This is a genomic window from Pseudomonas sp. SWI7 (assembly GCF_006351945.1).
Classification (GTDB): Bacteria; Pseudomonadota; Gammaproteobacteria; order Pseudomonadales; family Pseudomonadaceae; genus Aquipseudomonas; species Aquipseudomonas fulva.
Genome location: NZ_CP040930.1, coordinates 3,080,562 through 3,102,854, shown reverse-complemented (window position 1 = coordinate 3,102,854; position 22,293 = coordinate 3,080,562). Strand labels below are relative to the sequence as shown.

Annotated in this window: 18 protein-coding genes and 1 other RNA gene; 7 read left to right on the top strand and 12 right to left on the bottom strand. The window is 65.1% G+C overall.

Annotation, left to right across the window (positions count from 1 at the left end; all coding sequences use genetic code 11):
* Positions 1-78 precede the first annotated feature (78 nt).
* From ssrA to FH041_RS14210, 7 genes are all read right to left on the bottom strand, one after another.
* Positions 79-470, bottom strand: a transfer-messenger RNA (tmRNA) gene (ssrA, locus tag FH041_RS14240).
* Between the two features lie 98 nt (positions 471-568).
* Positions 569-862 carry a hypothetical protein gene (locus FH041_RS14235; protein WP_027915439.1) on the bottom strand — a complete coding sequence of 98 codons (294 nt, stop codon included), beginning with the start codon at positions 860-862 and terminating at the stop codon, positions 569-571.
* 204 nt (positions 863-1,066) lie between these two features.
* Positions 1,067-1,435, bottom strand: coding sequence for an antibiotic biosynthesis monooxygenase (locus FH041_RS14230; RefSeq protein WP_027915438.1), 369 nt, complete (start codon positions 1,433-1,435; stop codon positions 1,067-1,069).
* Positions 1,436-1,492: 57 nt separating this feature from the next.
* Entirely contained in the window at positions 1,493-2,188 is a 696-nt protein-coding gene (locus FH041_RS14225; protein ID WP_132578586.1) for a glutamine amidotransferase, read from the bottom strand.
* A gap of 36 nt (positions 2,189-2,224) precedes the next feature.
* Positions 2,225-3,286 carry an iron-sulfur cluster-binding domain-containing protein gene (locus tag FH041_RS14220; RefSeq protein ID WP_132578584.1) on the bottom strand — a complete coding sequence of 354 codons (1,062 nt, stop codon included), beginning with the start codon at positions 3,284-3,286 and terminating at the stop codon, positions 2,225-2,227.
* A complete protein-coding gene (locus tag FH041_RS14215) occupies positions 3,283-4,245 on the bottom strand; it encodes a diiron oxygenase (RefSeq protein ID WP_132578582.1) in 963 nt (320 codons plus the stop codon). The genes FH041_RS14220 and FH041_RS14215 overlap by 4 nt, the downstream gene beginning before the upstream one ends.
* 123 nt (positions 4,246-4,368) lie before the next feature.
* Entirely contained in the window at positions 4,369-5,583 is a 1,215-nt protein-coding gene (locus FH041_RS14210; RefSeq protein WP_027915434.1) for an MFS transporter, read from the bottom strand.
* 257 nt (positions 5,584-5,840) lie between these two features.
* Here FH041_RS14210 and FH041_RS14205 point away from each other — a divergent pair, with 257 nt between their 5' ends.
* Positions 5,841-7,139, top strand: coding sequence for a serine hydroxymethyltransferase (locus FH041_RS14205; RefSeq protein ID WP_104925825.1), 1,299 nt, complete (start codon positions 5,841-5,843; stop codon positions 7,137-7,139).
* 9 nt (positions 7,140-7,148) lie between these two features.
* Here the strand turns inward: FH041_RS14205 and FH041_RS14200 are convergent, their stop codons facing one another.
* Positions 7,149-8,645 carry a PLP-dependent aminotransferase family protein gene (locus FH041_RS14200; RefSeq protein ID WP_023533154.1) on the bottom strand — a complete coding sequence of 499 codons (1,497 nt, stop codon included), beginning with the start codon at positions 8,643-8,645 and terminating at the stop codon, positions 7,149-7,151.
* A 131-nt stretch (positions 8,646-8,776) separates the two neighbouring features.
* On the opposite strand from FH041_RS14200, the gene serC reads away from it, so the two are divergent.
* From serC to glyA, 5 genes are all read left to right on the top strand, one after another.
* Entirely contained in the window at positions 8,777-9,859 is a 1,083-nt protein-coding gene (serC, locus tag FH041_RS14195; protein ID WP_132578580.1) for a 3-phosphoserine/phosphohydroxythreonine transaminase, read from the top strand.
* 119 nt (positions 9,860-9,978) lie between these two features.
* Positions 9,979-11,226: a benzoate/H(+) symporter BenE family transporter gene (locus FH041_RS14190; RefSeq protein WP_132578578.1), complete on the top strand. Its 1,248-nt coding sequence runs from the start codon at positions 9,979-9,981 to the stop codon at positions 11,224-11,226.
* A complete protein-coding gene (locus tag FH041_RS14185; RefSeq protein WP_132578576.1) occupies positions 11,226-12,068 on the top strand; it encodes a YggS family pyridoxal phosphate-dependent enzyme in 843 nt (280 codons plus the stop codon). The genes FH041_RS14190 and FH041_RS14185 overlap by 1 nt, the downstream gene beginning before the upstream one ends.
* Positions 12,069-12,091: 23 nt before the next feature.
* On the top strand, positions 12,092-13,273 hold the full coding sequence (locus tag FH041_RS14180) for an aspartate aminotransferase family protein (RefSeq protein WP_132578574.1): 1,182 nt from the start codon (positions 12,092-12,094) through the stop codon (positions 13,271-13,273).
* 23 nt (positions 13,274-13,296) lie between these two features.
* Complete coding sequence (glyA, locus tag FH041_RS14175) at positions 13,297-14,562, top strand: serine hydroxymethyltransferase (RefSeq protein ID WP_132578572.1); 1,266 nt, start codon at positions 13,297-13,299, stop codon at positions 14,560-14,562.
* 254 nt (positions 14,563-14,816) lie between these two features.
* Here the strand turns inward: glyA and FH041_RS14170 are convergent, their stop codons facing one another.
* The 3 genes from FH041_RS14170 to FH041_RS14160 form a co-directional block, all read right to left on the bottom strand.
* The gene (locus FH041_RS14170; protein WP_111475472.1) at positions 14,817-17,621 is read right to left on the bottom strand and encodes an FAD-binding and (Fe-S)-binding domain-containing protein; all 2,805 of its coding nucleotides are present in this window, start codon (positions 17,619-17,621) and stop codon (positions 14,817-14,819) included.
* A gap of 74 nt (positions 17,622-17,695) precedes the next feature.
* Positions 17,696-18,841 (bottom strand): FMN-dependent L-lactate dehydrogenase LldD, encoded by a 1,146-nt coding sequence (lldD, locus tag FH041_RS14165; protein WP_140174717.1) that lies wholly within the window; start codon positions 18,839-18,841, stop codon positions 17,696-17,698.
* A 63-nt stretch (positions 18,842-18,904) separates the two neighbouring features.
* Positions 18,905-20,575 (bottom strand): lactate permease LctP family transporter, encoded by a 1,671-nt coding sequence (locus FH041_RS14160; protein ID WP_049696585.1) that lies wholly within the window; start codon positions 20,573-20,575, stop codon positions 18,905-18,907.
* 254 nt (positions 20,576-20,829) lie between these two features.
* On the opposite strand from FH041_RS14160, the gene FH041_RS14155 reads away from it, so the two are divergent.
* The gene (locus tag FH041_RS14155; RefSeq protein ID WP_027915425.1) at positions 20,830-21,597 is read left to right on the top strand and encodes an FCD domain-containing protein; all 768 of its coding nucleotides are present in this window, start codon (positions 20,830-20,832) and stop codon (positions 21,595-21,597) included.
* A 143-nt stretch (positions 21,598-21,740) separates the two neighbouring features.
* Here FH041_RS14155 and smpB read toward each other — a convergent pair whose 3' ends face one another.
* Positions 21,741-22,223, bottom strand: a complete 483-nt coding sequence (smpB, locus tag FH041_RS14150; RefSeq protein ID WP_023533119.1) for an SsrA-binding protein SmpB — start codon at positions 22,221-22,223, stop codon at positions 21,741-21,743.
* Positions 22,224-22,293: the final 70 nt, after the last annotated feature.

Below are 22,293 nucleotides of genomic sequence, written 5' to 3'. Positions count from 1 at the left end.
TATAGGGTCCTAAGCCCTTGTATTTACTGGATTTCCGGCACAAAAAAAGACGTCCGTGGACGTCTTTAGATGATTATTTGGTGGAGCCGGGGGGATTTGAACCCCCGTCCGCCAGTACTCCGCTGTCGGTACTACATGCTTAGCCGTGTCTATTGAGTTAATCCGCAGCCGCCCGACGGGCAGGGTGCTTTGGACGAGTTGGGTAAGTTTTAGTCGCTTTGCCCCCAACGTGCTACACGACGATCCTGTTCTGTATGACAATCACTTCGGGTTTACAGGCATCCCCTGGTGATTGCTGGAGCCGAAGCTACCAGGAGAGCGGGCTCAGCTGCTTACGCAGCGAGAGCGTAGCCCTCGTAGTTTTCGTCATTGGCAACTATAGAAAGTTGCAACAGTGGATTTACGAGTTCTGTTACCAACTCGGCATGCACCTAGAGTTTCGCTACCGGCGTCGAATCCTAATCGGCCCCCCACTAGCTCTAAGCTAACGCACCTTACGGCACGTGAACCGGAGTATACGGCATTGCGCGGGCGGCGTCGACAACTGAGCGCTCACCCGCGCGATGCATCAGGCGCCGCCGCTGCTCGAGCCGCTGCCTTTGTTGGTGTTTTGCAGCGTGGTCAGGGCTTTTTGAGTGATTGCAATGCACTCCTTGTCATTGCCTTTTGCCTGGGCAGCTTTGGCCTTGGTCACTTCATCATCGATTTGCGTTTTGAGGCCTTCCGAGGTGGCTCCGGCGGTGGCCATGGTGTCGTTGATTTCCTGCAGGTTCAGGGCGCACAGGTCTTTTTCGGCAGCGAAGGCCGGCGAAGCGAGCAGGGTAGCGGCCGCGAACAGGGCCGAAAGCGCGGTACCTTTCATGGGAGTCTCCTCTGTGGCCTCTGGTAGGTGGGCCTGTAAAGGTGGACTGTTCCGTTTGGCTGACAGTTCCGTTTTGATGGTGGCGGGATGGCATGAGGGTTTGTGGCGGGATGTTGCTGGAGAGCAGAGTGGGAAGGGGCCGCTTTGCGGCCCATCGCGGCTGGTCCGGCGCCCCGGCGAGGCCGCTCCCACAGGGGGGTAGCTTTAGGCTACTGGGCAGGCGGTTGGGCGGGTGCCGTCTACGACTTCGTTGTAGGGCGCCTGGTCGCGGTCGCGCAGGCCATAGTCGCGGATGACCGAGGTGACGCGCACGCGGTAGTCGTCGAAGATCTTGTCGCGGCCGGCGCGTTGGGCAGAGAGGTGGGCGGTGACGTTGCGCCATTGCACCACGGCTTCTTCGTCGCGCCAGGTGGTCACCGACATCACTTTCTTGGGGTTTAGGGTGCTCTGGAAGCACTCTACCGAGATGAACCCTTCCATGGGCTTGAGCAGGGGGGTGAGCTTGTTGACCAGGTCAACGTAGGTTTCGCCCTGGCCGGGCAGTGCTTGCAACTCGAACAATACGACGATCATGGGGCGTGCCTCATCCTTGATGACTTTGTTGTTTTCATGCGGTGGTGGTGCAGCGGGTTACTTCAGGTTGGCGAGCCAGGCGCGCATCACGCGGGCGGCGGCCTGGGTCAGGCGCTCGCCAAGTTCGGCGGCGGCCGAGCGCAGGGCGATGGGGTCCAGGCCGGTCTGGCCGACTTCGTTGGCGTGGCCTACCAGCCACTGCTCTATGCGGGCGGGGTCGGCTTCCAGGTGGCATTGCAGGCCCAGGATGCGGTTGTCCACGGCAAAGGCCTGGTGCGCGCAAATATCGGTCTTGGCCAGCAGCACGGCGCCCTGGGGGATGTCGAACTGGTCGCCATGCCAGTGCAGCACGGGTACGTCGCCCAGTTCGGCAAGCGGCGACTGCTGGCCTTCGGCGGTGAGGGTAAGCGGCGAGAAGCCGATTTCCTTGACGCCCATGGGGTAGACCTTGGCGTTCATGGCGCGGGCGATCAGTTGTGCACCCAGGCAGATGCCCAGCAGGGGCTTGCCGGATTCGACGCGTTGGCGCACCAGCTCCAGTTCGGTCTTGAGGAAGGGGTAGGGCTTTTCGTCGTAGGCGCCAATGGGGCCACCCAGCACGATCAGCAGGTCGGCCTGCATCACTTGCTCGGCGTGGAGGGTTTCGACGGTGGGGTCGATGTAGGTGAGGCTGTAGCCGGCCTCTTTCAGGACGGGGGCCAGGGTGCCGACGTCTTCGAAGTGGATGTGGCGCAGTGCGATGGCTGTTTTCATGTGCAAACCCGAGGATGAAAGGAGTGAGGGCGCGGTTTACGCCGTAGGGTTGAGGTCGACCTTGATCGTACCGGCCTTGGGGAAGGTGCAGCAGGCCAGGGCGTGGCCGTCGCGCTTGTCCTGGTCGGTCAGGCAGAAGTCGGGTTCGACGGTGTACTCGCCTTCCGACACTTTCAGCCGGCAGTGGCCGCAGATGCCGGCGCGGCACAGGCTGCGCACGGCGATGCCGCTGGTTTCCAGCATCTCCAGCAGGCTCTTGCCCGCGGCGGGCTCCAGCACCTGGTCGTTGTGCTGAAGGTGCAGGCGCAAGGGGCTTTCGGCCTGGGCAGCGTCTGGCGTGGCCGGGGTAGCGGAGGCTGGTGGGGTGAAGGACTCGATCAGCAGGGGGCAGGTGGGGAACAGCGCCAGCAGGTGCTCGCGCATGCCCTGGGCGAAGCCGTGGCTGCCACAGATCACCACGCTGTCCGGGTTGCCCAGCGCTTGCAGGTCCTGGGCTTGCGGGCGGCCGGCCTTGAAGTGGCCTTTGCCGTGCACCGCTTCGCGGGTGACGAACACCTGCAGGTCGAACCAGGGGCAGCTCAGTTCCAGTTGCAGCAATTCGTGCAGGAACGGGATGTCGGCAATGGACGGCACGCACAGCAGCAGGCTGACCTGGGGCACGTTCAAGCCGCGCAGGGCGCGCTCGTGCAGCCCGCGCAGCAGGGCGATCGGCAGGGTGATGCCGATGCCGCCGGCCAGCAGGCCGACGTGGCGGCAGGCCTGGACCGAAGCCAGGGTGATGTCACCTGCGGCGAACTGCACGTCGAAACGCGCGCCGGGCTGGCAGGTGGCGTGCAACTGGTCCGAGACCCCGCCACGGCCTTCGCGCTTGATCGCCAGCTCGAACTGGTCGTTGCCAAGCCTGCGGGTAATGGAGTACAGCCGTTGCTGACGGGCGCCGGACAGGTCCGTTGCCTGCAAGGCCACATGCCGGCCGGGCACGAGGTCTGCCAGAAAGGCGCTGGAGGCGTTGAGTACGCGCAGGCCAAATACCTTGATCTGCGCGGTCTCGCTGCTGACGTGCTCGCACACGGCTTCAAAGCCTGTCGGGGTACTCATGCGCTAGCCCTCTCGCGCAGCTGTTCGACGGCCTGTTCGGCGCTCTCCAGGCCATTGCCGGCCAGGCCGATGCGGTTGACCAGGGCTTCGAGGGAGTCGGTATAGACGCTGATCTCGTTGTTGTCGCCCACGTCGTGCAGGATCTCGTTGCCGTTGGGGAAGCCCAGCATGTCGAACACCCGCGACCAGGCGCCCATCTCGTTGTTGGCGAACATCTGCACGGTGCGCAGGATGATCGAGCGCAGGTACAGGCGTTCCTTGCGGGTCAGTCCGTTGACGATGTCGGTGGCGACGAAGCTGAACACGCTGGAGTGGCTCCACTCGTCCATGGCGTGGGTGCGGGTGACCTCGTGGCAGACCGACTGGATGGTGATGTCTTCGGCCATGGTCTTGAGGTAGTCGGTGATCAGCGTTTCGCTGGCGCAGGCGATGCCAAAGCGGGTCAGGCGGCGTTCCCATTCGGCGGTGCAGTTGGCCAGCAGCGCTTCGCGCCAGGTCACCAGGTTGAAGGCGCTGAAGTCCAGGGGGGTAAGTTGGCGCATGTCGTAGATATAGTTGCAGGCCATGATCGACATGCGTGTATGCAGGGCTTCATCGAGCAGGGCTTGAGACATTACATCTTGCAGCAGTGCGCGGTTATGGCTGTGGGGCGGGGTCTTGATAATGTCTTCGCAGGCCGGCACCACCACATTGCATTCAATATAAATGGTCTTGAGGTTATAAATGCCCCAGGCGTAGGACATGCACTTGGACTGTAAATCCTTGGGGGCTTCAAGCCAGGCCTGGTGGTTGCGAAACGGCAGCAGTGAATGGCTGAAGTCGTTCTTGTTGGCATCGAACGCCAGGCCCCAGTAATCGGGTTGTGGCTGGTTCACGGCAGCGCGGGTTTTCCACAGGGTTGAAAGTTTGGCGAGCATGCCTTTAACTGCATCATCGGTACCGCTATGGTTAACATCCATGTTAAAACTCCAGGCTATCGGTTGTCGTTGTTCAGTTTGATTACGCCGGCTGGCTGGCACACACAGGTGCGGGCGGCGCCCTTCAAGTTTGCGGTACAAATGTGTCGTTATTATTGCGTCAGGTCATTTAAATGAAAGTTGCAGCGCAATGACTTTGCGCTGCCGCGCCATTACCCATTCCTGCAACAATGTCAGGGCGACGGTCAGGCCCATGAAGGCGGCACTGGCCCAGAAGATCGCGTTGGGGTGGCCCTGGTCCAGCAACCAGCCGAACCCGACTGGCCCGATGGCGCCGCCGATGTTGAAACCCGTGGACACGATGCCGAAGGTCTTGCCTTCAGCCCCTTTGGTGGCGGCAGCCCGTACCAGCATGTCCCGTGACGGGGCGATCACGCCGGTCAAAAAGCCCGCCAGGCCCAGCACGGCAAGCAAGAGCGGCTCGCTCAGGCCCGCCGTGGCCACCAGCAACATCAGCATGCACGCCACCCCAAAAGCGCTGGCCGCCACCACCCCGTGACGCTGGGTGCGGTCGGCCAATGCACCGCCTGCCAGCACGCCGAATGCGCTGGCGAACAGGAAGGCGGTCAAGGCCGAGTTGGCCCAGTACAAGGCCACGCCCTGGCCCTGCATCAGGGCCGCGACGGAAAACTTTTCGATGGCGCCAGTGCTCAGGTTCAGCAGCACGAACAGCAGCGTCAGGCTGATGATCATCGGCGAGAGCAGCGCCACGCGTTGCGCCTGCACGGGCTTGGGTGCCGGGGCGGGCGGCGCGTCACTGACCTGGGCCAGTGCCGAGCCGGGTATCAACAGCAGGGCCAGTGCTGCAAAGCCCACCAGCGCTGCGGTCGCGAAGGCCATGGCCGGGCCGCTGGCTACCGCCACCCCCAGCAGCAACACCGGGGCCACCGCCGCGCCCAGAAAACCTGCAAAGGTGTGCACCGAGAACGCCTTGCCGATGTGCGCAGGGTTGATGTGCCGGGACAGCAGGGCGTAGTCGGCAGGGTGGTAGACGGCATTGGCCACGCCCGCCAGCGCCATGCCCACCAGCAGGCAGGTGTAGCCGGGCAGCAGGGCAATCAACAGGAAGCTGCAACTGCCCAAGGCCAGGGCCATCAGCAGCAGGCGCCTGGCGCCATGGCGATCGACGGCAAACCCCATGGGGGCCTGCACCAGCGCGGTGACGATGTTGAACACGCTGAGGGCCAGGCCCAACGCCACATAATCCACGTTCAAAAAAGCAGGCAGCAGCGGAAAGAGCGCCGCCAGCACCATGATGTGCAGGTGGCTGACAAAGTGCGCTGCGGCGACTTGCGGCAACAGGCCGATACGTATCGTCATGGTGAAACCTGTAGGGGCATGAGCTGAGTCGGCGCAGAGCTTAATGAGGCTTTGGTCTTGTCGGGTAGTCCAATTAGTGGCAATAGGCCAGACCGCTTTGGCCCATCTTTCGCGCGTTCTGGCATGCCCAGGCCAGACGCCTGCTTGCCGGGCCAAGCCAGGTGGTCTGCAACAGCGCGGGCAACCGGTACGGTCGCAGGCGCCGCAGGCCGCTAGGGTAGTGCGGTTGTCGCCAGCGTTCAGACCAAGGAGTACACATGCCGCATTTCGCTTATAAAGAGGGCCACGCGCTGCCGGGCATCAGTGCCGCTGCGCTGCCGCAGGTGGACAGCGAGGTGTGGACCGCCATCGATGCCGAGCGGTTGCGCCAGGTGCAGTCCATCGAGCTGATCGCCGCCGAGAATGTGGTCAGCCGCGCGGTGCTCGAGGCCCAAGGGTCGGTGCTGACCAACAAGTACGCCGAGGGGTACCCGGGGCGACGCTATTACGCCAGCTGCGGCAATGTGGATGTGGTCGAGGACCTGGCCACCGAGCGGGCCCGGCTGCTGTTCGATTGCAGCTATGCCAACGTGCAGCCTCACTCCGGCAACCAGGCCAACCAGGCGGTGTTCCTGGCGCTGCTGGAGCCGGAGGACAAGATCCTCGGCCTTGACCTGAAGTCGGGCGGGCACCTGTCCCACGGGGCGGCGTTCAACGTGTCCGGGCGTTGGTTCCAGGCGGTCAGCTACGGTGTGCACCCGCTGACGCACCGGGTCGACATGGACCAGGTGGCGCAGATTGCCCGTCGTGAGCGGCCACGGCTGATCATCGCCGGGGCGTCGGCGTATTCACGCGCGCTGGATTTCGCCCGTTTCCGCGCCATTGCCGACGAGGTGGGGGCGTATCTGATGGCCGACATCGCCCACGTCGCCGGGCTGGTCGCAGGCGGCGCCTATCCCTCGCCAGTGCCCCATGCCCACGTCACCACGCTGAGCACCCACGCGACCCTGCGCGGCCCGCGCGGAGGGATGATCCTGTGCAACGACCAGACCCTGGCGCGCAAAATCAACGCGGCGGTGTTCCCCGGCCTGCAGGGCGCTGCACTGATGCACACGGTCGCGGCCAAGGCGGTGGCGCTGGGCGAGGCGCTGCAACCGGGTTTTGGCCCCTACGCCCATGCGGTAGTGGCCAATGCCCGGGCCTTGTGCGGGCGGCTGGCCGAAGGTGGCTTGCTGGTGGTGTCGGGCGGCACGGACTGCCACTTGGGGGTGATCGACCTGCGCCCCTGGGGCCTTGCCGGCAACGCCGCCGAGGGTGCGCTGGAGGCGGTCGGCATCACCGTGAACCGTAACGTCGTGCCCGGTGACGAGGTCAAGTCCAGCGTCACCTCGGGCATTCGCCTGGGCAGTGCGGCCTGTACCTCCCGGGGCATGGGCGAGGATGAGTTCCGCGAGATCGGGGACATGATCCTGGCCATGCTCGGGGGCGTGCGCAGCGGTGCCATGGACAGCCGCACCGAGCGCTCGATCCGCGAGGGCATCTTCGACCTGACCCGGCGTTTCAAGCTGCCTTACTGAACCCGGCGCTCAAAGCTTGAGGGCGTTGGCCAGGCGCAGCATGGCCGCTTCGATCTCATAGGCCGTGAGCGAGGAATACCCCAGCAGCCAGCCGTGGGTCTGCGGCTCGCCCAGGTACAGGCTGCTCAGGCCCGACAGCTGCACGCCGGCCGTGGCCGCCTGGCGAATGGTCTTTTCTTCGGACCAGCCTGGCTTGAGCAGGCAGGGGATCTGCAAGCCACCTGGCGGCAGGTGGGCGGTGACCACCGGGCTCAGGTACTTGGCGATGGCATCGTGCATCACCGCCCGGCGCCCGGCGTACAACTTGCGCATGGCACGCACGTGGGCGTTGTAGTGCCCGTCCTCCATGAAGCGCGCCAGGGTCAGCTGCAAGGTCTGCGGGGTGTGGCCATCCATCATGCTGCGGGCATAGGCGAAGGGCTTGACCAGTTCGGGCGGCAGCACGATGTAGCCCATGCGCAGGCCGGGGTAGAGGGTTTTGCTGAAGGTGCCGATATACAGGGTGCGCTGGTAGCGGTCCAGGCCCTGCACGCAGGCGGTGGGCTGGCCGTCGTAGTGAAACTCGCTGTCGTAGTCGTCCTCGATGATCCACTTGGCTTTCTGCGCGGCCCAGTTGATCAGCTCCAGCCGGCGCTCCAGGGGCAGGGTCGCGCCGGTGGGGTACTGGTGCGAGGGGGTGACGTACACGCAGTTGGCGCCGCTGCGGTCGGCGAACAGCAGGTCGGTGCGGATGCCCCGTTCGTCCACGTCGATGGGCAACACCTTGGTTTCGGCGATGGCGAACGCCTTGCGGGCGCCGTAGTAGCCGGGGTTTTCCAGCAGGATGGGTTTGCCGGCATCTACCAGCAATTGCGCGCACAGGTACAACGCCTGACGCGTACTGCTGAGCACCAGCACCTGGTCGGGGGTGCACGTGGCCCCGCGTTCGAGGTTCAGGTAGGTGGCGATGGCCTTGCGCAGGGGTTCGGCGCCTTGCGGGTCACCGTGCAGCAGGACGCTGGCGCGGTAGTCCTTGACCACTTGACGCTGCAGCCGCTCCCAGACGTCGGTGGGGAAGCTGCGGGTTTCCGGCAGGCCGGTGGCGAAGGCCTTGATCACTTGCTGGTCACGCACGCCGCCGGTCTCGAAGATCATGCGCCCGCGCTGGCTGAGTTCGGCGCCGGGCGCGACCACGCTGCGCCGCACCTCCTGGGTCCGTTGCCGGCGTGGGCCGGCCCCGCGCAATTCGGCGCCCACCGTGTCGCACACGTAGCTGCCCGCGCCGCCGCGGCGCACGATGAAACCGTCCCGGTGCAGCTGTACGTAGGCGTTTTCGACGGTATCGCGGGCGCAGCCCAGGGACTTGGACAGCGCACGGGTGGAGGGCAGTTTCAGGCTCGGGCCCAGCGCGCCATCCAGGATCAACGCACGCAAGGCACGCTGGATGCGCTGGTGCAGGTCCAGCAGCTGAAACTCGGCGTCGTTGAGCCGAATCTTCAGGGTGTCCAGCGCGAAGGTCTTCGCCATGTGGTCTGCTCTCCATCCATGAACTGGCAGGTAAGGGCAGGCCAGTTTATCCGTAGACTCCGGCCTTCGCCACCCAGGCCTGGCCTGGTATTCACCGCGTCGGCGCGTTCACGCACAGGAGCCCACCCACCATGGCACGGTCACACAATTTCAGCGCAGGCCCCACCGCAGTCCCTCTGGAAGTGCTCAACCAGGCGTACGACGAGTTCCACGATTTTGCCGGCACGGGCATGTCCATCATGGAGATGAGCCACCGCTCGCCCATCTTCCGCGCCATTGCCGAGCAGACCGAGGCCGACCTGCGCGAGCTGCTGGAGGTGCCGGCGCATTACCGCGTGCTGTTCGTGCAGGGCGGCGCTTCGTTGCAGTTCGCCCAGGTGCCCATGAACCTGGCCGGGGACAACGGCAGCGTGGACTACCTGCACACCGGGTTGTGGTCGGGCAAGGCGATCGAGGCGGCGCGCCAGTATGGCGAAGTGCGCGTGGTCGCCAGTGCCCAGGGCACCGGCTTTGACCGGGTGCCGGCGGTCGCGCACTGGCAGCTGAACCCAAAGGCGGCCTACCTGCACTATACCGAGAACGAAACCGTGCACGGCGTGCAGTTCACCGAAGCGCCCGCCAGCGAGGCGCCGCTGGTGTGCGATGCCTGTTCGAGCCTGCTGTCCAAGCCCATCGACATCGCACGCCATGGTCTGGTGTATGCCGCCGCCCAGAAGAACATGGGCGTGGCCGGGCTGACGGTGGTCATCATGGACCCGGCGCTGCTGGATCGCTGCCATGGGTTCACCCCGGACATCCTCAACTACGGGCGCATCAGCGATGCCCAGTCGATGCTCAACACGCCCGCCACCTTCCCCTGGTACCTGACCGGCCTGACGTTGCAGTGGATCAAGCGCAGCGGGGGCTTGCAGGTGCTGCACCAGCGCAACCAGACCAAAGCCAGCCTGCTGTACGAAACCCTCGACGGCAGCGACGGTTTCTACCGCAACCCGGTGCAGCCGGCCTATCGCTCGATCAACAACGTGCCGTTCCGGCTGGCCGATGAAGCACTTCAAGCGGTCTTCCTGCGCGAGGCCGAGGCGGCCGGGCTGCATGGCCTGAAGGGCCACGCCAGCGTCGGCGGCATTCGCGCCAGCCTGTACAACGCCATCTCCGTCCAAGCGGTGGCCGCCCTGTGCGAGTTCATGGGGGCGTTCGCCCGCAGGTACGGTTGAGCGCACTGAAAGTGGTCTGGTCCGCCCCGGTGAAGCGTCGGGGTAAAACCAGCCAATCTGCGGCTATAAATGACTGCCTACCGCAGCCGGATACAGCGTCTAGCAAGGAGCCAAGACCTATGTCATCTACTCGTACCCCCTCGCCCCTGCGCCTGCAGGACCTGCTGCACCCGGTGGTGGCCGGGCTCATTTCGGTAATCGTCAACTATGGCGGCACTTTCATCCTGGTATTTCAGGCTGCCAAGGTTGCAGGGCTCAGCCCCGAGCTGACCGCCTCGTGGGTGTGGTCGGTGTCCATCGGCGTGGGCGTGACCGGGCTGCTGCTCAGCTGGGTCAGCCGCGAGCCGATCATCACGGCCTGGTCCACGCCGGCGGCGGCGTTCCTGATCGTGGCCCTGGCCACCACGCCCTACGCCGAGGCGGTGGGGGCGTACATGGTGTCGGCGGTGGCCTTCGTGCTGCTGGGCGTGTCGGGCTACTTCGAAAAAGCCGTGCGCCTGATTCCGCCGGGGGTAGCTGCGGGCCTGCTGGGCGGCATTCTGTTGCAGTTCGGTATCGGCGCCTTCGCCAGCATGAGCGTCGACCCCCTGCTGGTCGGGCTGCTGATCGGGGCGTACATCGTGTTCAAGCGCCTGAGCGCTCGCTACGCCGTGGTGGGCATCCTGGTGCTGGGGCTGGTCTACCTGGTGATGCAGGGCCGGGTCGATTTCGCTGGGCTGTCCCTTGAATTCGCCACGCCGGTATTTACCCGCCCCGAGTTCTCGCTCAACGCACTGCTGAGCGTGGCGCTGCCGTTGTTTCTGATCACCCTGACCGGCCAGTACATGCCCGGCATGCTGGTGTTGCGCAACGACGGGTTTCGCACCAGTGCCAACCCGATCCTCGGCATCACCGGGCTGGGCTCGCTGTTGATGGCGCCGTTCGGCTCCCACGCCTTCAACATCGCCGCCATCACCGCCGCCATCTGCACCGGCAAGGAAGCGTCCGAAGACCCGTCCAAGCGCTGGGTGGCCGGCGTGGCCGCCGGCATCTTCTACATCCTGGTGGGCATTTTCGGCGTGACGCTGGCGGCGGTGTTCATGGCCTTCCCGGCCACCTTCATCACCACCCTGGCGGGGCTGGCCCTGCTGGGCACCATCGGCGGCAGCCTAGCCAACGCCATGCTCGATGCAAAAGCACGCGAGGCGTCGTTGATCACCTTCCTGGCCTGTGCGGCCGACATCACCCTGCTGGGCATCGGCGGTGCGTTCTGGGGGCTGGTAATCGGCCTTGTGGCCTACGCCGTGCTCAACGGTCGCCTGCCACGCCGGGCCAAGGCCGCCCAGGCAGAACCGGCCGCAGTGCCCACCAAAGGAGCGACGAATTGATGACCGAGTACGCCGAAGACCTCACCACCCTGCATGCGCGCCATGGCCGCTACCCGCAGGCCAACACCGTCGAGGATTTTCGCCGCAACCTGGCCGCCGTGCATGAGCGCATCGCCCGGGCCTGCGAGCGGGTCGGGCGAGACCCGGCCGAAGTGCGCCTGCTGCCGGTCAGCAAGACCTTCGACGAAGCCCACCTGCGCCTGGCCTATGCCGCCGGTTGCCGCCTGCTGGGCGAGAACAAGGTGCAGGAGGCCCAGCGCAAGTGGGAAGCCATGGTCGACTTGCACGACTTGCAGTGGTCGGTGATCGGCCACTTGCAGACCAACAAGGCCAAGCAGGTGGCGCGCTTTGCCAGTGAGTTCCAGGCACTGGACAGCCTGCGCGTGGCCGAGGTGCTGGACCGCCGGCTGCGCATCGAAGGGCGGCAGATGGATGTGTTCGTCCAGGTCAACACCTCGGGCGAGGCCAGCAAGTACGGGCTGGTGCCCGATGACGTGGCGGCGTTTCTACAGGCACTGCCCGCGTTCCCGGCGCTGCGTGTGCGCGGCCTGATGACCCTGGCGCTGTTTTCGGCCGACGCCGCGCGGGTACGCCCGTGCTTCGTGTTGCTGCGTGAGCTGCGCGACCAGCTGCGCGCCACTGCGCCTGAAGGGGTGTCGTTGCAGGAGCTGTCGATGGGCATGTCGGGTGATTTCGAAGTGGCCATCGAGGAGGGCGCCACGGTGGTGCGTGTCGGCCAGGCGATCTTCGGCGCCCGCGCCATGCCCGATGCCTACTACTGGCCCACCGCCGATGCCGCGCCGCACCCGGACGCTACTCCGTCGCTGGCCACCAGCCATTGACCACTCTGTACAGGAAACCTGCAATGTCTGCTGCTCCCGCTTACCTCATGCACACCTCAGCCCGCCAACCGGTTGCGTTCAGCCGGGGCCAGGGCGCCTTGTTGTGGGATTCGCACGGGGTCGAGTACCTCGATGCCATCGCCGGGGTGGCCGTGACCAGCCTGGGGCACGCCAACCCCGAGATCGCCTCGGCCCTGGCCGAACAGGCCGACGTGCTGCTGCACACCACCAACATGTTTCGTATCCCATGGCAGGAACAGCTAGGCGAGCGCCTGTGCCGGCTCTCGGGCATGGAGCGGGCGTTCTTCTGCAACTCCGGCGCCGAGGCCAACGAGGCCGCGCTCAAGCTGGCGCGCTTGCACGCCACGGCCCGCAATGTTGCCCAACCTCAGGTGCTGGTGATGGAAAACAGCTTCCATGGGCGTACCCTGGCAACCCTGGCCGCCACCGGCAACCCGGCCGTTCACCGCGGTTTCGAGCCGCTGATGCCAGGCTTCATCCGCGTGCCCTACGATGACATCGAGGCGGTGCGCCAGGTGGCGGCCAACTCGCCCAACGTGGTGGCCGTGCTGGTCGAGCCCGTGCAGGGCGAGGGCGGTGTGCACCCGGCATCGGCGGGCTATCTGCAAGCGCTGCGCCAGCTGTGCGACGCGCACGACTGGCTGATGATGATCGACGAGGTGCAGACCGGCATGGGCCGTACCGGCACCTGGTTCGGTTTCCAGCACGCCGGCATCGAGCCCGACGTCATCACCCTGGCCAAGGCCCTGGGCAATGGCTTCCCCATCGGCGCGTGCCTGGCCCGAGGCAAGGCCGCCGAGCTGTTTTCCCCCGGCCACCATGCCTCCACCTTCGGCGGCAACCCGCTGGCTTGCCGCGTGGGCTGCACGGTGGTGGACATCATGCAGCGCGATCAGCTGCCGCAGCGCGCTGCGGTGCTGGGCCAGCGTTTGCTGGCGGCCTTGCAGCTGGCGCTGGGCGGGCACCCTGAAGTGGTGTCGGTGCGCGGCCTGGGCCTGATGGTCGGCATCGAGCTCAGCCGCCCCTGCGCCGAGCTGGTCGACCGGGCCCGGGACGAGCAACACCTGCTGATCACCGTCACCCGCGGTACCACCGTGCGCCTGCTGCCGCCCCTGATCTGCTCCGAGACGCAGATTGACGACATCGCTGCACGCCTCACCCGCTTGCTGTCACCCCAAGCCTGATTCAGAACAAGGACGCTTAACCCATGTACGACTCGACGCTGACCCTCAACGCCTTCGATCCAGAGCTGCACGCCTCGATTCGCAACGAAGTGAATCGCCAGGAAGACCACATCGAGCTGATCGCCTCGGAAAACTATGCCAGCCCCTTGGTGATGCAGATCCAGAGCACGGTGCTCACCAACAAGTACGCCGAAGGCTATCCCGGCAAGCGCTACTACAGTGGTTGCGAATACGTGGACGTGGCCGAAAGCCTGGCCATCGAGCGGGTCAAGGCCCTGTTCAACTGCGACTACGCCAACGTGCAGCCCCACGCCGGCGCCCAGGCCAACGCGGCGGTGTTTTTGGCGCTGATCCAGCCAGGCGACACCGTGATGGGCATGAACCTGGCCCAGGGCGGGCACCTGACCCACGGCAACCCGGCCAACTTCTCGGGCCGCCACTACAAGATCGTGCCCTACGGCCTGGACCCTGAAACGGGCTTTCTCGACTATGACGAGATGGAGCGCATCGCGCTGGAAACCCGCCCGAAGATGCTCATCGGTGGGTTCTCGGCCTACTCGCGCTACAAGGACTGGGCACGCATGCGCAGCATCGCCGACAAGGTCGGGGCGATCTTCTGGGTGGACATGGCCCACGTGGCCGGGCTGGTTGCCGCAGGCGAATACCCAGACCCGCTGCCCCACGCCCATGTGGTCACCAGCACCACCCACAAGACCCTGCGCGGCCCGCGCGGCGGCCTGATCCTGTCCAAGGGGCAGGACGAAAGTTTCTACAAGAAGCTCGACTCGGCGGTATTCCCGGGTGTCCAGGGTGGCCCACTGATGCACCAGATCGCGGCCAAGGCCGTGGCCTTCAAGGAAGCGCTGTCGCCGGCATTTCGCAGTTACCAGACCCAGGTGGTGACCAATGCCCGGGCCATGGCCAAAGTGTTGCAGGTGCGCGGGTACAAGATCGTGTCGGACGGGACCGACAACCACATGATGCTGATCGACCTGTCGGCCAAGCCCTACACGGGTAAGGAAGCCGATGCGGCCTTGAGCAGCGCCTATATCACGGCCAACAAGAACTCGGTGCCCAACGACCCGCGTTCGCCGTTCGTGACCTCGGGGCTGCGCATCGGTACACCGGCGGTGACCACGCGAGGGTTCGATGTAGAGGCGTGCGAGCAGGTGGCGGGGTGGCTGTGTGATGTGCTCGATGCCCTGGAAACCGGGCGCAGTGACGAGGTGGGGCACCATGTGCGTGAGCAGGTGGTTGCGCTGTGCCGTCGTTATCCGGTTTATGGTTGAGAGGATGGGGGCCTGGCACGGGCGGTGTCGGGGTGTTTGAGGCAGGTTTTTTGACCTGTGTGAAAGGGCTGCCTGGCAGCCCTTTTTTGTTGCTGGGTTTGCTGTGCCGTCGGGTCCGGGATGAAGACCGCCTGGGCCGCTGTGCGGCCCATCGCGGCACAAGGCCGCTCCTACAGGGATTTGCTTATTCGAAAGCTACCGGGATCTACTGTGGGAGCGGCCTCGTGCCGCGATGGGCCGCATAGCGGCCCCAACTACCGCGCCCGAGTGACCCGATCCACCAGATACACCAACCCGTGATAATCGATGCCACTGTGGGTCGACAAGCCAATTTCACAGGTGCGGCTGGTGGAGATGCCTTCACCGCAGTACTGCACCGCATCCTTCAGGCTGCGCAAGGCATGGGCATTGAGCTCAGGGGTGGTGAAGCCCTTGTCGCCGGCAAACCCGCAGCAATGAATCCCTTCAGGTATCACCACCTGCGTGCTGCACCGCCGCGCCAGGTCGATCAGCGCCTGGCTTTCGCCCAGGTGCTGCGTACTGCAGGTCACATGCACGGCGACCGGTTCATCCTGCGGAGTGAAGGTGAGCCGATCGACCAGGTGCGTACGGATGAAACGCACCGGGTCGTACAGGTCCAAACGGGTATCCCCCAGGTCCTGGACCAGGCGCAGGGTGCAGGGGCTGGTGTCGCAATAGATCGGGTCCAGGCCGCCCCGGCTGGCGTGCAGCAGTGCATTGATCAGCTCCTGGCGCTTGTGTTCAGCCTGCTCAGGGTAGCCTTTGGAGGCGAAGGGCTGGCCGCAGCACAGGCTTTCGGCATTGTCAGGGAAGACCACCTGATACCCTGCCTTCTCCAGCAGGCTGCGGGTCTTGTCGAGCAACGAGCTCTGCTCGCGATCGGCATACGCCGGGCCCATGACCTTGGACACGCAGGCAGCCAGGTAAACCACGCGAGGGCGCGGGTCGTTGCTCGCCTCACCCACGCGCACAGGGCGCACAGGCTGGGGCATGGCCGGGGTCCAGCGGGGCATGCGCCCTTTGCTGGTCTTGCTCAGGACGGCGCTCAAGCGGTTCAGGCGCGGCGCGCCCAGCAGCTTGCGGGCGGTATTGGCGGCGGTCAGGGACAGGCGCGCGCCGCCCATGGCCGTCTTGAAGTGTTCGGCCAACCAGTCGGCGGCCTTGCCATGTTCGGCCGTCTGGGCGCGCAGCTTCTTGACCAGCTCGCCGGTGTTGATGCCCACCGGGCAGCGCTGGGCACACAGCCCCGTGGCGGCGCAGGTGTCCATGCCCTGGTACTGGAAAGTGTCGCGCAGCGCGCGGGTGTCCTGGCCGTCGCGCTCCCTGGCCTGGATATCCCGCCACATGACGATGCGCTGGCGCGGGCTGAGGGTCAGCCCCTTGGACGGGCACACCGGTTCGCAGAACCCGCATTCGATGCATTTGTCGACGATCGCGTCGGCAGCCGGCAGCGGCTTGAGGTGCTTGAGGTGGATGGCCGGGTCTTCGCTGAGCACCACATCGGGGTTGAGAATGCCGTTGGGGTCGAGCAGGCGCTTGAGCTGCCACATCAGCTGGTAGGCATCCTGGCCCCATTCGAGCGCCACGAAGGGCGCCATGTTGCGGCCGGTGCCGTGCTCGGCCTTGAGCGAGCCGCCGAACTCCACGGCCACCAACTGCGCCACGTCGTCCATGAAGGCCTGGTAGCGCGCCACTTCCTCGGCGCTGTTGAAACCCTGGGTGAAGACGAAGTGCAGGTTGCCTTCCAGCGCATGGCCGAAAATGATTGCCTCGTCGTAGCGGTGCTGGTCGAACAGCTGGATCAGCCGGTTGACGCCTTCGGCCAGTTGCTCGACGGGGAAGGTGACGTCTTCGATGATGACCGTGGTGCCGGTCTGGCGCACGGCGCCCACGGCGGGGAAGGTGTCCTTGCGGATCTTCCACAGCTGGTTGTACACCACCGGGTCTTCGCTGAAATCCACTTGCTGTTCCAGGGGGAACTCGGCAATCGAGGCCATCACCTGGTGCACTTGCTCGTGCAGCAGGGTCTGGCTGGCGGCGCGGGATTCGATCAACAGGGCGCAGGCGTTGGCCGACAGGCCCTTGACCCACACCGGCATGCCGGCCATGTCCTGCACCGAGCGCAGGCTGCGCCGGTCCAGCAACTCCACGGCCGATACGGGCTGGCGCTTGAGGATCGGCACGGCGCGGCAGCAGCTTTCGACACTGGGGAACACCAGCAGGGCGCTGGCCTTGTGCGGGTGGTCGGGCACGGTGTCGTAGGTCACCGCGCTGATGAAGCCCAGGGTGCCCTCGGAGCCGACCAGCAGGTGCTGCAGGATGTCGAGCGGCTGGTCAAAATCCACCAGGGCATTGAGCGACAGGCCGGTGGTGTTCTTGAGCCGGTACTTGTGCCGGATGCGCTCGGCCAGGGCCGTATTGGCGCGGGTCTCCCGACCCAGGCGGGCGAGGGCGTCGAGCAAGGGGGCGTGGCTGTTCTGGAAGGCCGCGACGCTGGCCGGGTCCTCGCTGTCCAGGCAGGTGCCGTCGGCCAGCACCAGGCGCAGACCGGCCAGGGTGTGGTAGGTGTTCTGCGCCGTGCCGCAGCACATGCCGCTGGCGTTGTTGGCGACGATGCCGCCAATCTTGCAGGCATTGATCGAGGCAGGGTCGGGGCCGATCTTGCGCCCGAACGGCGCCAGCCAGGCGTTAGCCTGGGCGCCGATGACACCCGGCTGCAGCCTGATCTGTTCGCCCTGGCCGCGCACCTCGCGCCCGTTCCAGTTATCGCCCAGCACGATCAGGACCGAATCGCTGATGGCCTGGCCGGACAAGCTGGTGCCGGCGGCGCGGAAGGTGATGGGCACCCGCTCGCGCTGGGCCAGCTTGATCAGCCCAACCACTTCGTCCTCGGACTCTACCCGCACCACCAGCTTGGGGATCAGGCGATAGAAGCTGGCATCGGTGCCGAAGGCCAGGGTAGAGGTCGGGTCGTCGAAGCGACGCTCGGCAGGTATCAGGCGCTCGGCATCGCGCAGAAACGCAGCAGGCAGGCTCATGCAGTCTCCTCGCGGGGCCGCGGCGTCTGGTGCGGCGCGTGCCCCGGTAATCAGGCGGTGTTTCAGGCAGGCGCTCAGGCGCCGAGTTCGCGTACCAGCGAGTCGCGGGTGATCTCGCCGATGGACTTGGTGCCGGTCAGCACCATGGCCACGCGCATTTCTTTCTCGAACAGCTCCAGCAGGTTTTTCACCCCGGCCTGGCCATGAACGGCCAGGGCATACAGGAAGGCCCGGCCGATCAGTACGGTGTCGGCGCCCAGGGCGATCATGCGCACCACGTCCAGGCCGCTGCGAATGCCCGAGTCGGCCAGGATCTTCAGGTCGCCCTTCACCGCGTCGGCAATCGCCGGCAAGGCGCGGGCGCTGGACAGCACGCCGTCGAGCTGGCGGCCACCGTGGTTGGACACGACGATACCGTCGGCACCGAACTTGACCGCATCGCGGGCATCGTCGGCATCGAGGATGCCCTTGATGATCATCGGGCCGTCCCAGAATTCGCGGATCCATTCCAGGTCGCGCCAGGAAATGGACGGGTCGAAATTGTTGGCCAGCCAGCCGATGTAGTCGGCCAGGCCCGTAGGGTTGCCCCGGTAGGTGGAGATGTTGCCCAGATCGTGCGGGCGGCCCATGACGCCCACGTCCCATGCCCACTGCGGGTGGGTCATGGCTTGCAGCATACGCCGCAGCGGGCCGTTCTTGCCGCTCATGCCCGAGTGGGCATCGCGGTAGCGGGCGCCGGGGGTGGGCATGTCGACGGTGAACACCAGGGTGCGAACGCCGGCAGCCTTGGCGCGCTCCAGGGCATTGCGCATGAACCCGCGGTCCTTGAGCACGTACAGCTGGAACCACATCGGCCGGTCGATGGCCGGGGCCACTTCTTCGATGGGGCAGACCGAAACGGTGGACATGGTGAACGGGATACCGTGGGCAGCAGCCGCACGCGCCGCCTGCACTTCGCCACGGCGGGCGTACATGCCGGTCAGGCCGACCGGGGCCAGGGCCACAGGCATGCTCAGGGTTTCACCGAACAGCTCGGTCTGCAGGCTGAGTTCGGACATGTTCTTCAGCACGCGCTGGCGCAGGGCGATGCTGGCCAGGTCCGAAACGTTATGGCGCAGGGTGTGCTCGGCGTAGGCGCCGCCATCGGCATAGTGGAACAGAAAGGGCGGCAACTTGCGTTGGGCGGCGGCGCGGTAATCGGTAGAGGCAGAAATGATCATGGGCTCTCGCAGCTTGGCAGGTGAGTAAGGCCGGGCGATGTGGGCTGCCCGGCCCCTTTCACTTTAGTGATGAACCAGCATGCCGGTCAGCCAGTAGGCCTGCACCAAGGTGATCAGGCCGACGATGGTGGCGAAGAACAGGCTGTGCTTGACGGTGAAGCGGAACAGGTCGGACTCCTTGCCCACAAGGCCGGTGGCGGCGCACGCCACGGCGATCGACTGCGGCGAGATCATCTTGCCGGTCACGCCGCCGCTGGTGTTGGCGGCAACCAGCAGGGTGTCGTTCACGCCGATCTGGTGCGCGGTGGTGGCTTGCAACGAGCTGAACAGGGCGTTGGAGGAGGTGTCCGAACCGGTCAGGAACACCCCCAGCCAGCCCAGGAACGGCGAGAAGAACGGGAACGCCGCGCCGGTGCCGGCCAGTACCAGGGCCATGGTCGAGGACATGCCGGAATAGTTGGTCACGAAGGCGAAGGCCAGCACCATGCCGATGGACAGAATGGGCCAGCGCAGCTCGAAGAGTGTTTCCTTGAAAGTGGTCAGACCAGTCTTGACGTTGATCTTGAGCACGGCCATGGAGATCAGTGCCGACAGGAAGATCGCGGTGCCCGTGGCAGAAATCGGGTCGAGCTTGAACACGGCCGGCATGGCCGTAGGCGCCGCCACGATGGGGGCGGTCTTGATCACCAGTTGGTCGAGGTGCGGGATGGCGAAGTTGAACACGAAGTTGTACATCGCACCGCCCGGGGCAAACGCGGCCTTGAAGGGCTTGAGGGTCCAGATCGTCACCAGCACCGTGAGAATCAGGAACGGCGACCAGGCCTTGAAGATTTCACCCAGGCTGTAGGGGCTTGGCTGGCTGCCACCGGTTTGCACCACGGCCGCGCCAACGCTGCCGGTGGCCGCTGCGAACGAACGCTTGGGCTGCCACACTTTCAGGAACAAGGTCAGGGCGATCAGGCTGGCCAGGGCCGAGGTGATGTCAGGGAGTTCCGGGCCGATGAAGTTCGAGGTGAAGTACTGGGTGACGGCGAAGCTCAGGCCGGCCACCAAGGCAGCAGGCCAGGTTTCCTTCACGCCGCGCAGGCCGTCCATCATGAACACCAGCCAGAACGGCACGAACAGTGACAGCAACGGCAGCTGGCGACCGGTCATGGCGCCGATGTGGAAGGCGTCGATGCCGGTGACCTGGCCTGCCACGATGATCGGGATGCCCAGCGCGCCGAAGGCGACCGGTGCGGTGTTGGCGATCAGGCACAGGCCTGCGGCGTACAGCGGGTTGAAGCCAAGGCCCACCAGCAGCGCGGCGGTGATCGCCACCGGTGCACCAAAGCCGGCCGCCCCTTCCAGGAAGGCGCCGAAGCAGAAGCCGATCAGCAACACCTGCAGGCGCTGGTCGTCGGTGATCGACAGCACCGAACTGCGGATCACCTCGAACTGGCCGCTCTTGACCGTGAGTTTGTACAGGAACACGGCCGCGACGATGATCCAGGCGATGGGCCACAGACCATAGAGGAAGCCGTAGCCGGCAGCCGCCAGGGCCATGTCGACAGGCATCTGGAAAGCGAAGATCGCCACCAGGATCGACAAACCCAAGGTGATGCTGCCGGCGACATGGCCCTTGAGACGGAAGACGGCCAGGGCCAGGAAGAAGAAGACGATGGGGATGACTGCCGCCAGTGCGGACAGGCCGAGACTGCCCAGCGGGCTGTAGAGTTGTTGCCAGGTTTGCATATGGGGTGGCCCCTAATTGTTGTTGGTCATGCGCCGGCCCTGGATAATTGGTAAGACCAATTTACAATGGCTCGCCGCTAGGTTAAAAGCGCACACGGGGGTGTGTCAATTTGTCCGAGGCAGCACTTTGGTCGAATGCCGATGAGCGGGCAGGTGATGTGGCGTGAAAATCGAGCGCTGGTGGGTGTCGGCCGGCTGTGGATCGGCGAGAATGGATGCCCCGGATATCAGCCGGGATTCGTGGAGAGCGTGTGATGGTTTTTGATCAGGTCCGCCAGCGGCGCCTGTCCGACGACATTGTCGATCGGTTGGAAGGGATGATTCTGGAAGGCACGTTGACGTCGGGCCAGCGGCTGCCAGCCGAACGCGTGCTGGCCGAGCAGTTTGGGGTATCACGCCCGTCGTTGCGCGAAGCGATCCAGAAGCTGGTGGCCAAGGGGTTGCTGGTCAGCAAGCAAGGCGGCGGCAACTATGTGGCGCAGTCGCTGGGCTCCACGTTCAGTGACCCGTTGTTGCAACTGCTCGAACACAGCCCTCAGGCGCAACACGACCTGCTGGAGTTTCGCCATACCCTGGAGGCGTCTTGTGCCTACTACGCGGCCCAGCGCGCCACCGCACCCGACCGGGCTCGCTTGAAGGAGGCGTTCGACGTGCTGCAGGACTGCTACGCACGGGTGGGGGAAGTCACGCGGGCCGAAGAAGGCGCCGCCGATGCGCGCTTTCACCTGGCCATTGCCGAGGCCAGTCACAATGCCGTGCTGCTGCACACCATTCGTGGCTTGTTCGACCTGCTCAAGCGCAACGTGGTCACCAACATCGGTGGCATGTACCAGCAACGCAGCGAAACGCGCGACATGCTGATCAGCCAGCACCGGGAGTTGTACCTGGCGATTGTCGAAGGCAGGGCCGAGGATGCGCGTGAGGTGTCCAGCCGGCACATTCTGTACGTGCAGGAGGTGCTCGAAGAGGCGCATGAAGAGGCGCAGCGGGTCGCACGGGCGGAGCGGCGCAACGGGCACTGAGGGTATGTGTGCGGGCGAGTGTACGCATGAGCAGGTGGCCGCTGTGGGCGGCGCGCTGTTCACGGCAGGTAAGCTTCCCCTTGATGAAACGATCGGGCAACTAGTTGCCCGTATCATCACTCGGCGGGGAAGAGGGGCAAGCGCTAGTCTTCCTTGCCCTTGTTGCGCACGGCCCGCTGCAGCTCGCGGTTGGAATCGCGTTCGCGCACGGTATCGCGCTTGTCGTATTCCTTCTTGCCCTTACCCAGTGCGATTTCGCACTTGATCAGGTGCTTGCTCCAATACAGCGCCAATGCCACGCAGGTATAACCCTTTTGCGCCACGGCCGCTTCGAGCCGCTCGAGCTCACGCTTGTTGAGCAGCAGCTTGCGGGTGCGGATGGGGTCTGCGATGACGTGGGTGCTGGCGGTGGTCAGCGGGGTGATGTGGCTGCCGAACAGCCAGGCCTCACCGTCCTTGAGCAGCACGTAGCTGTCAACGAGGTGCGCCTTGCCGGCTCGCAGGCTTTTTACTTCCCAGCCGGACAGGACCAGCCCGGCCTCGAACTTGTGTTCGATGAAGTAATCGTGTCGCGCTTTCTTGTTCTGCGCGATGGTCCCGGTCGGATGTTTTTTTTGCTTAGCCATAGGGTCGGCATTATAGGCAAGTCCGCGCGTCGTCCGCTATGGGATTTCTGCGTGCTTGAGCCACTGGAAT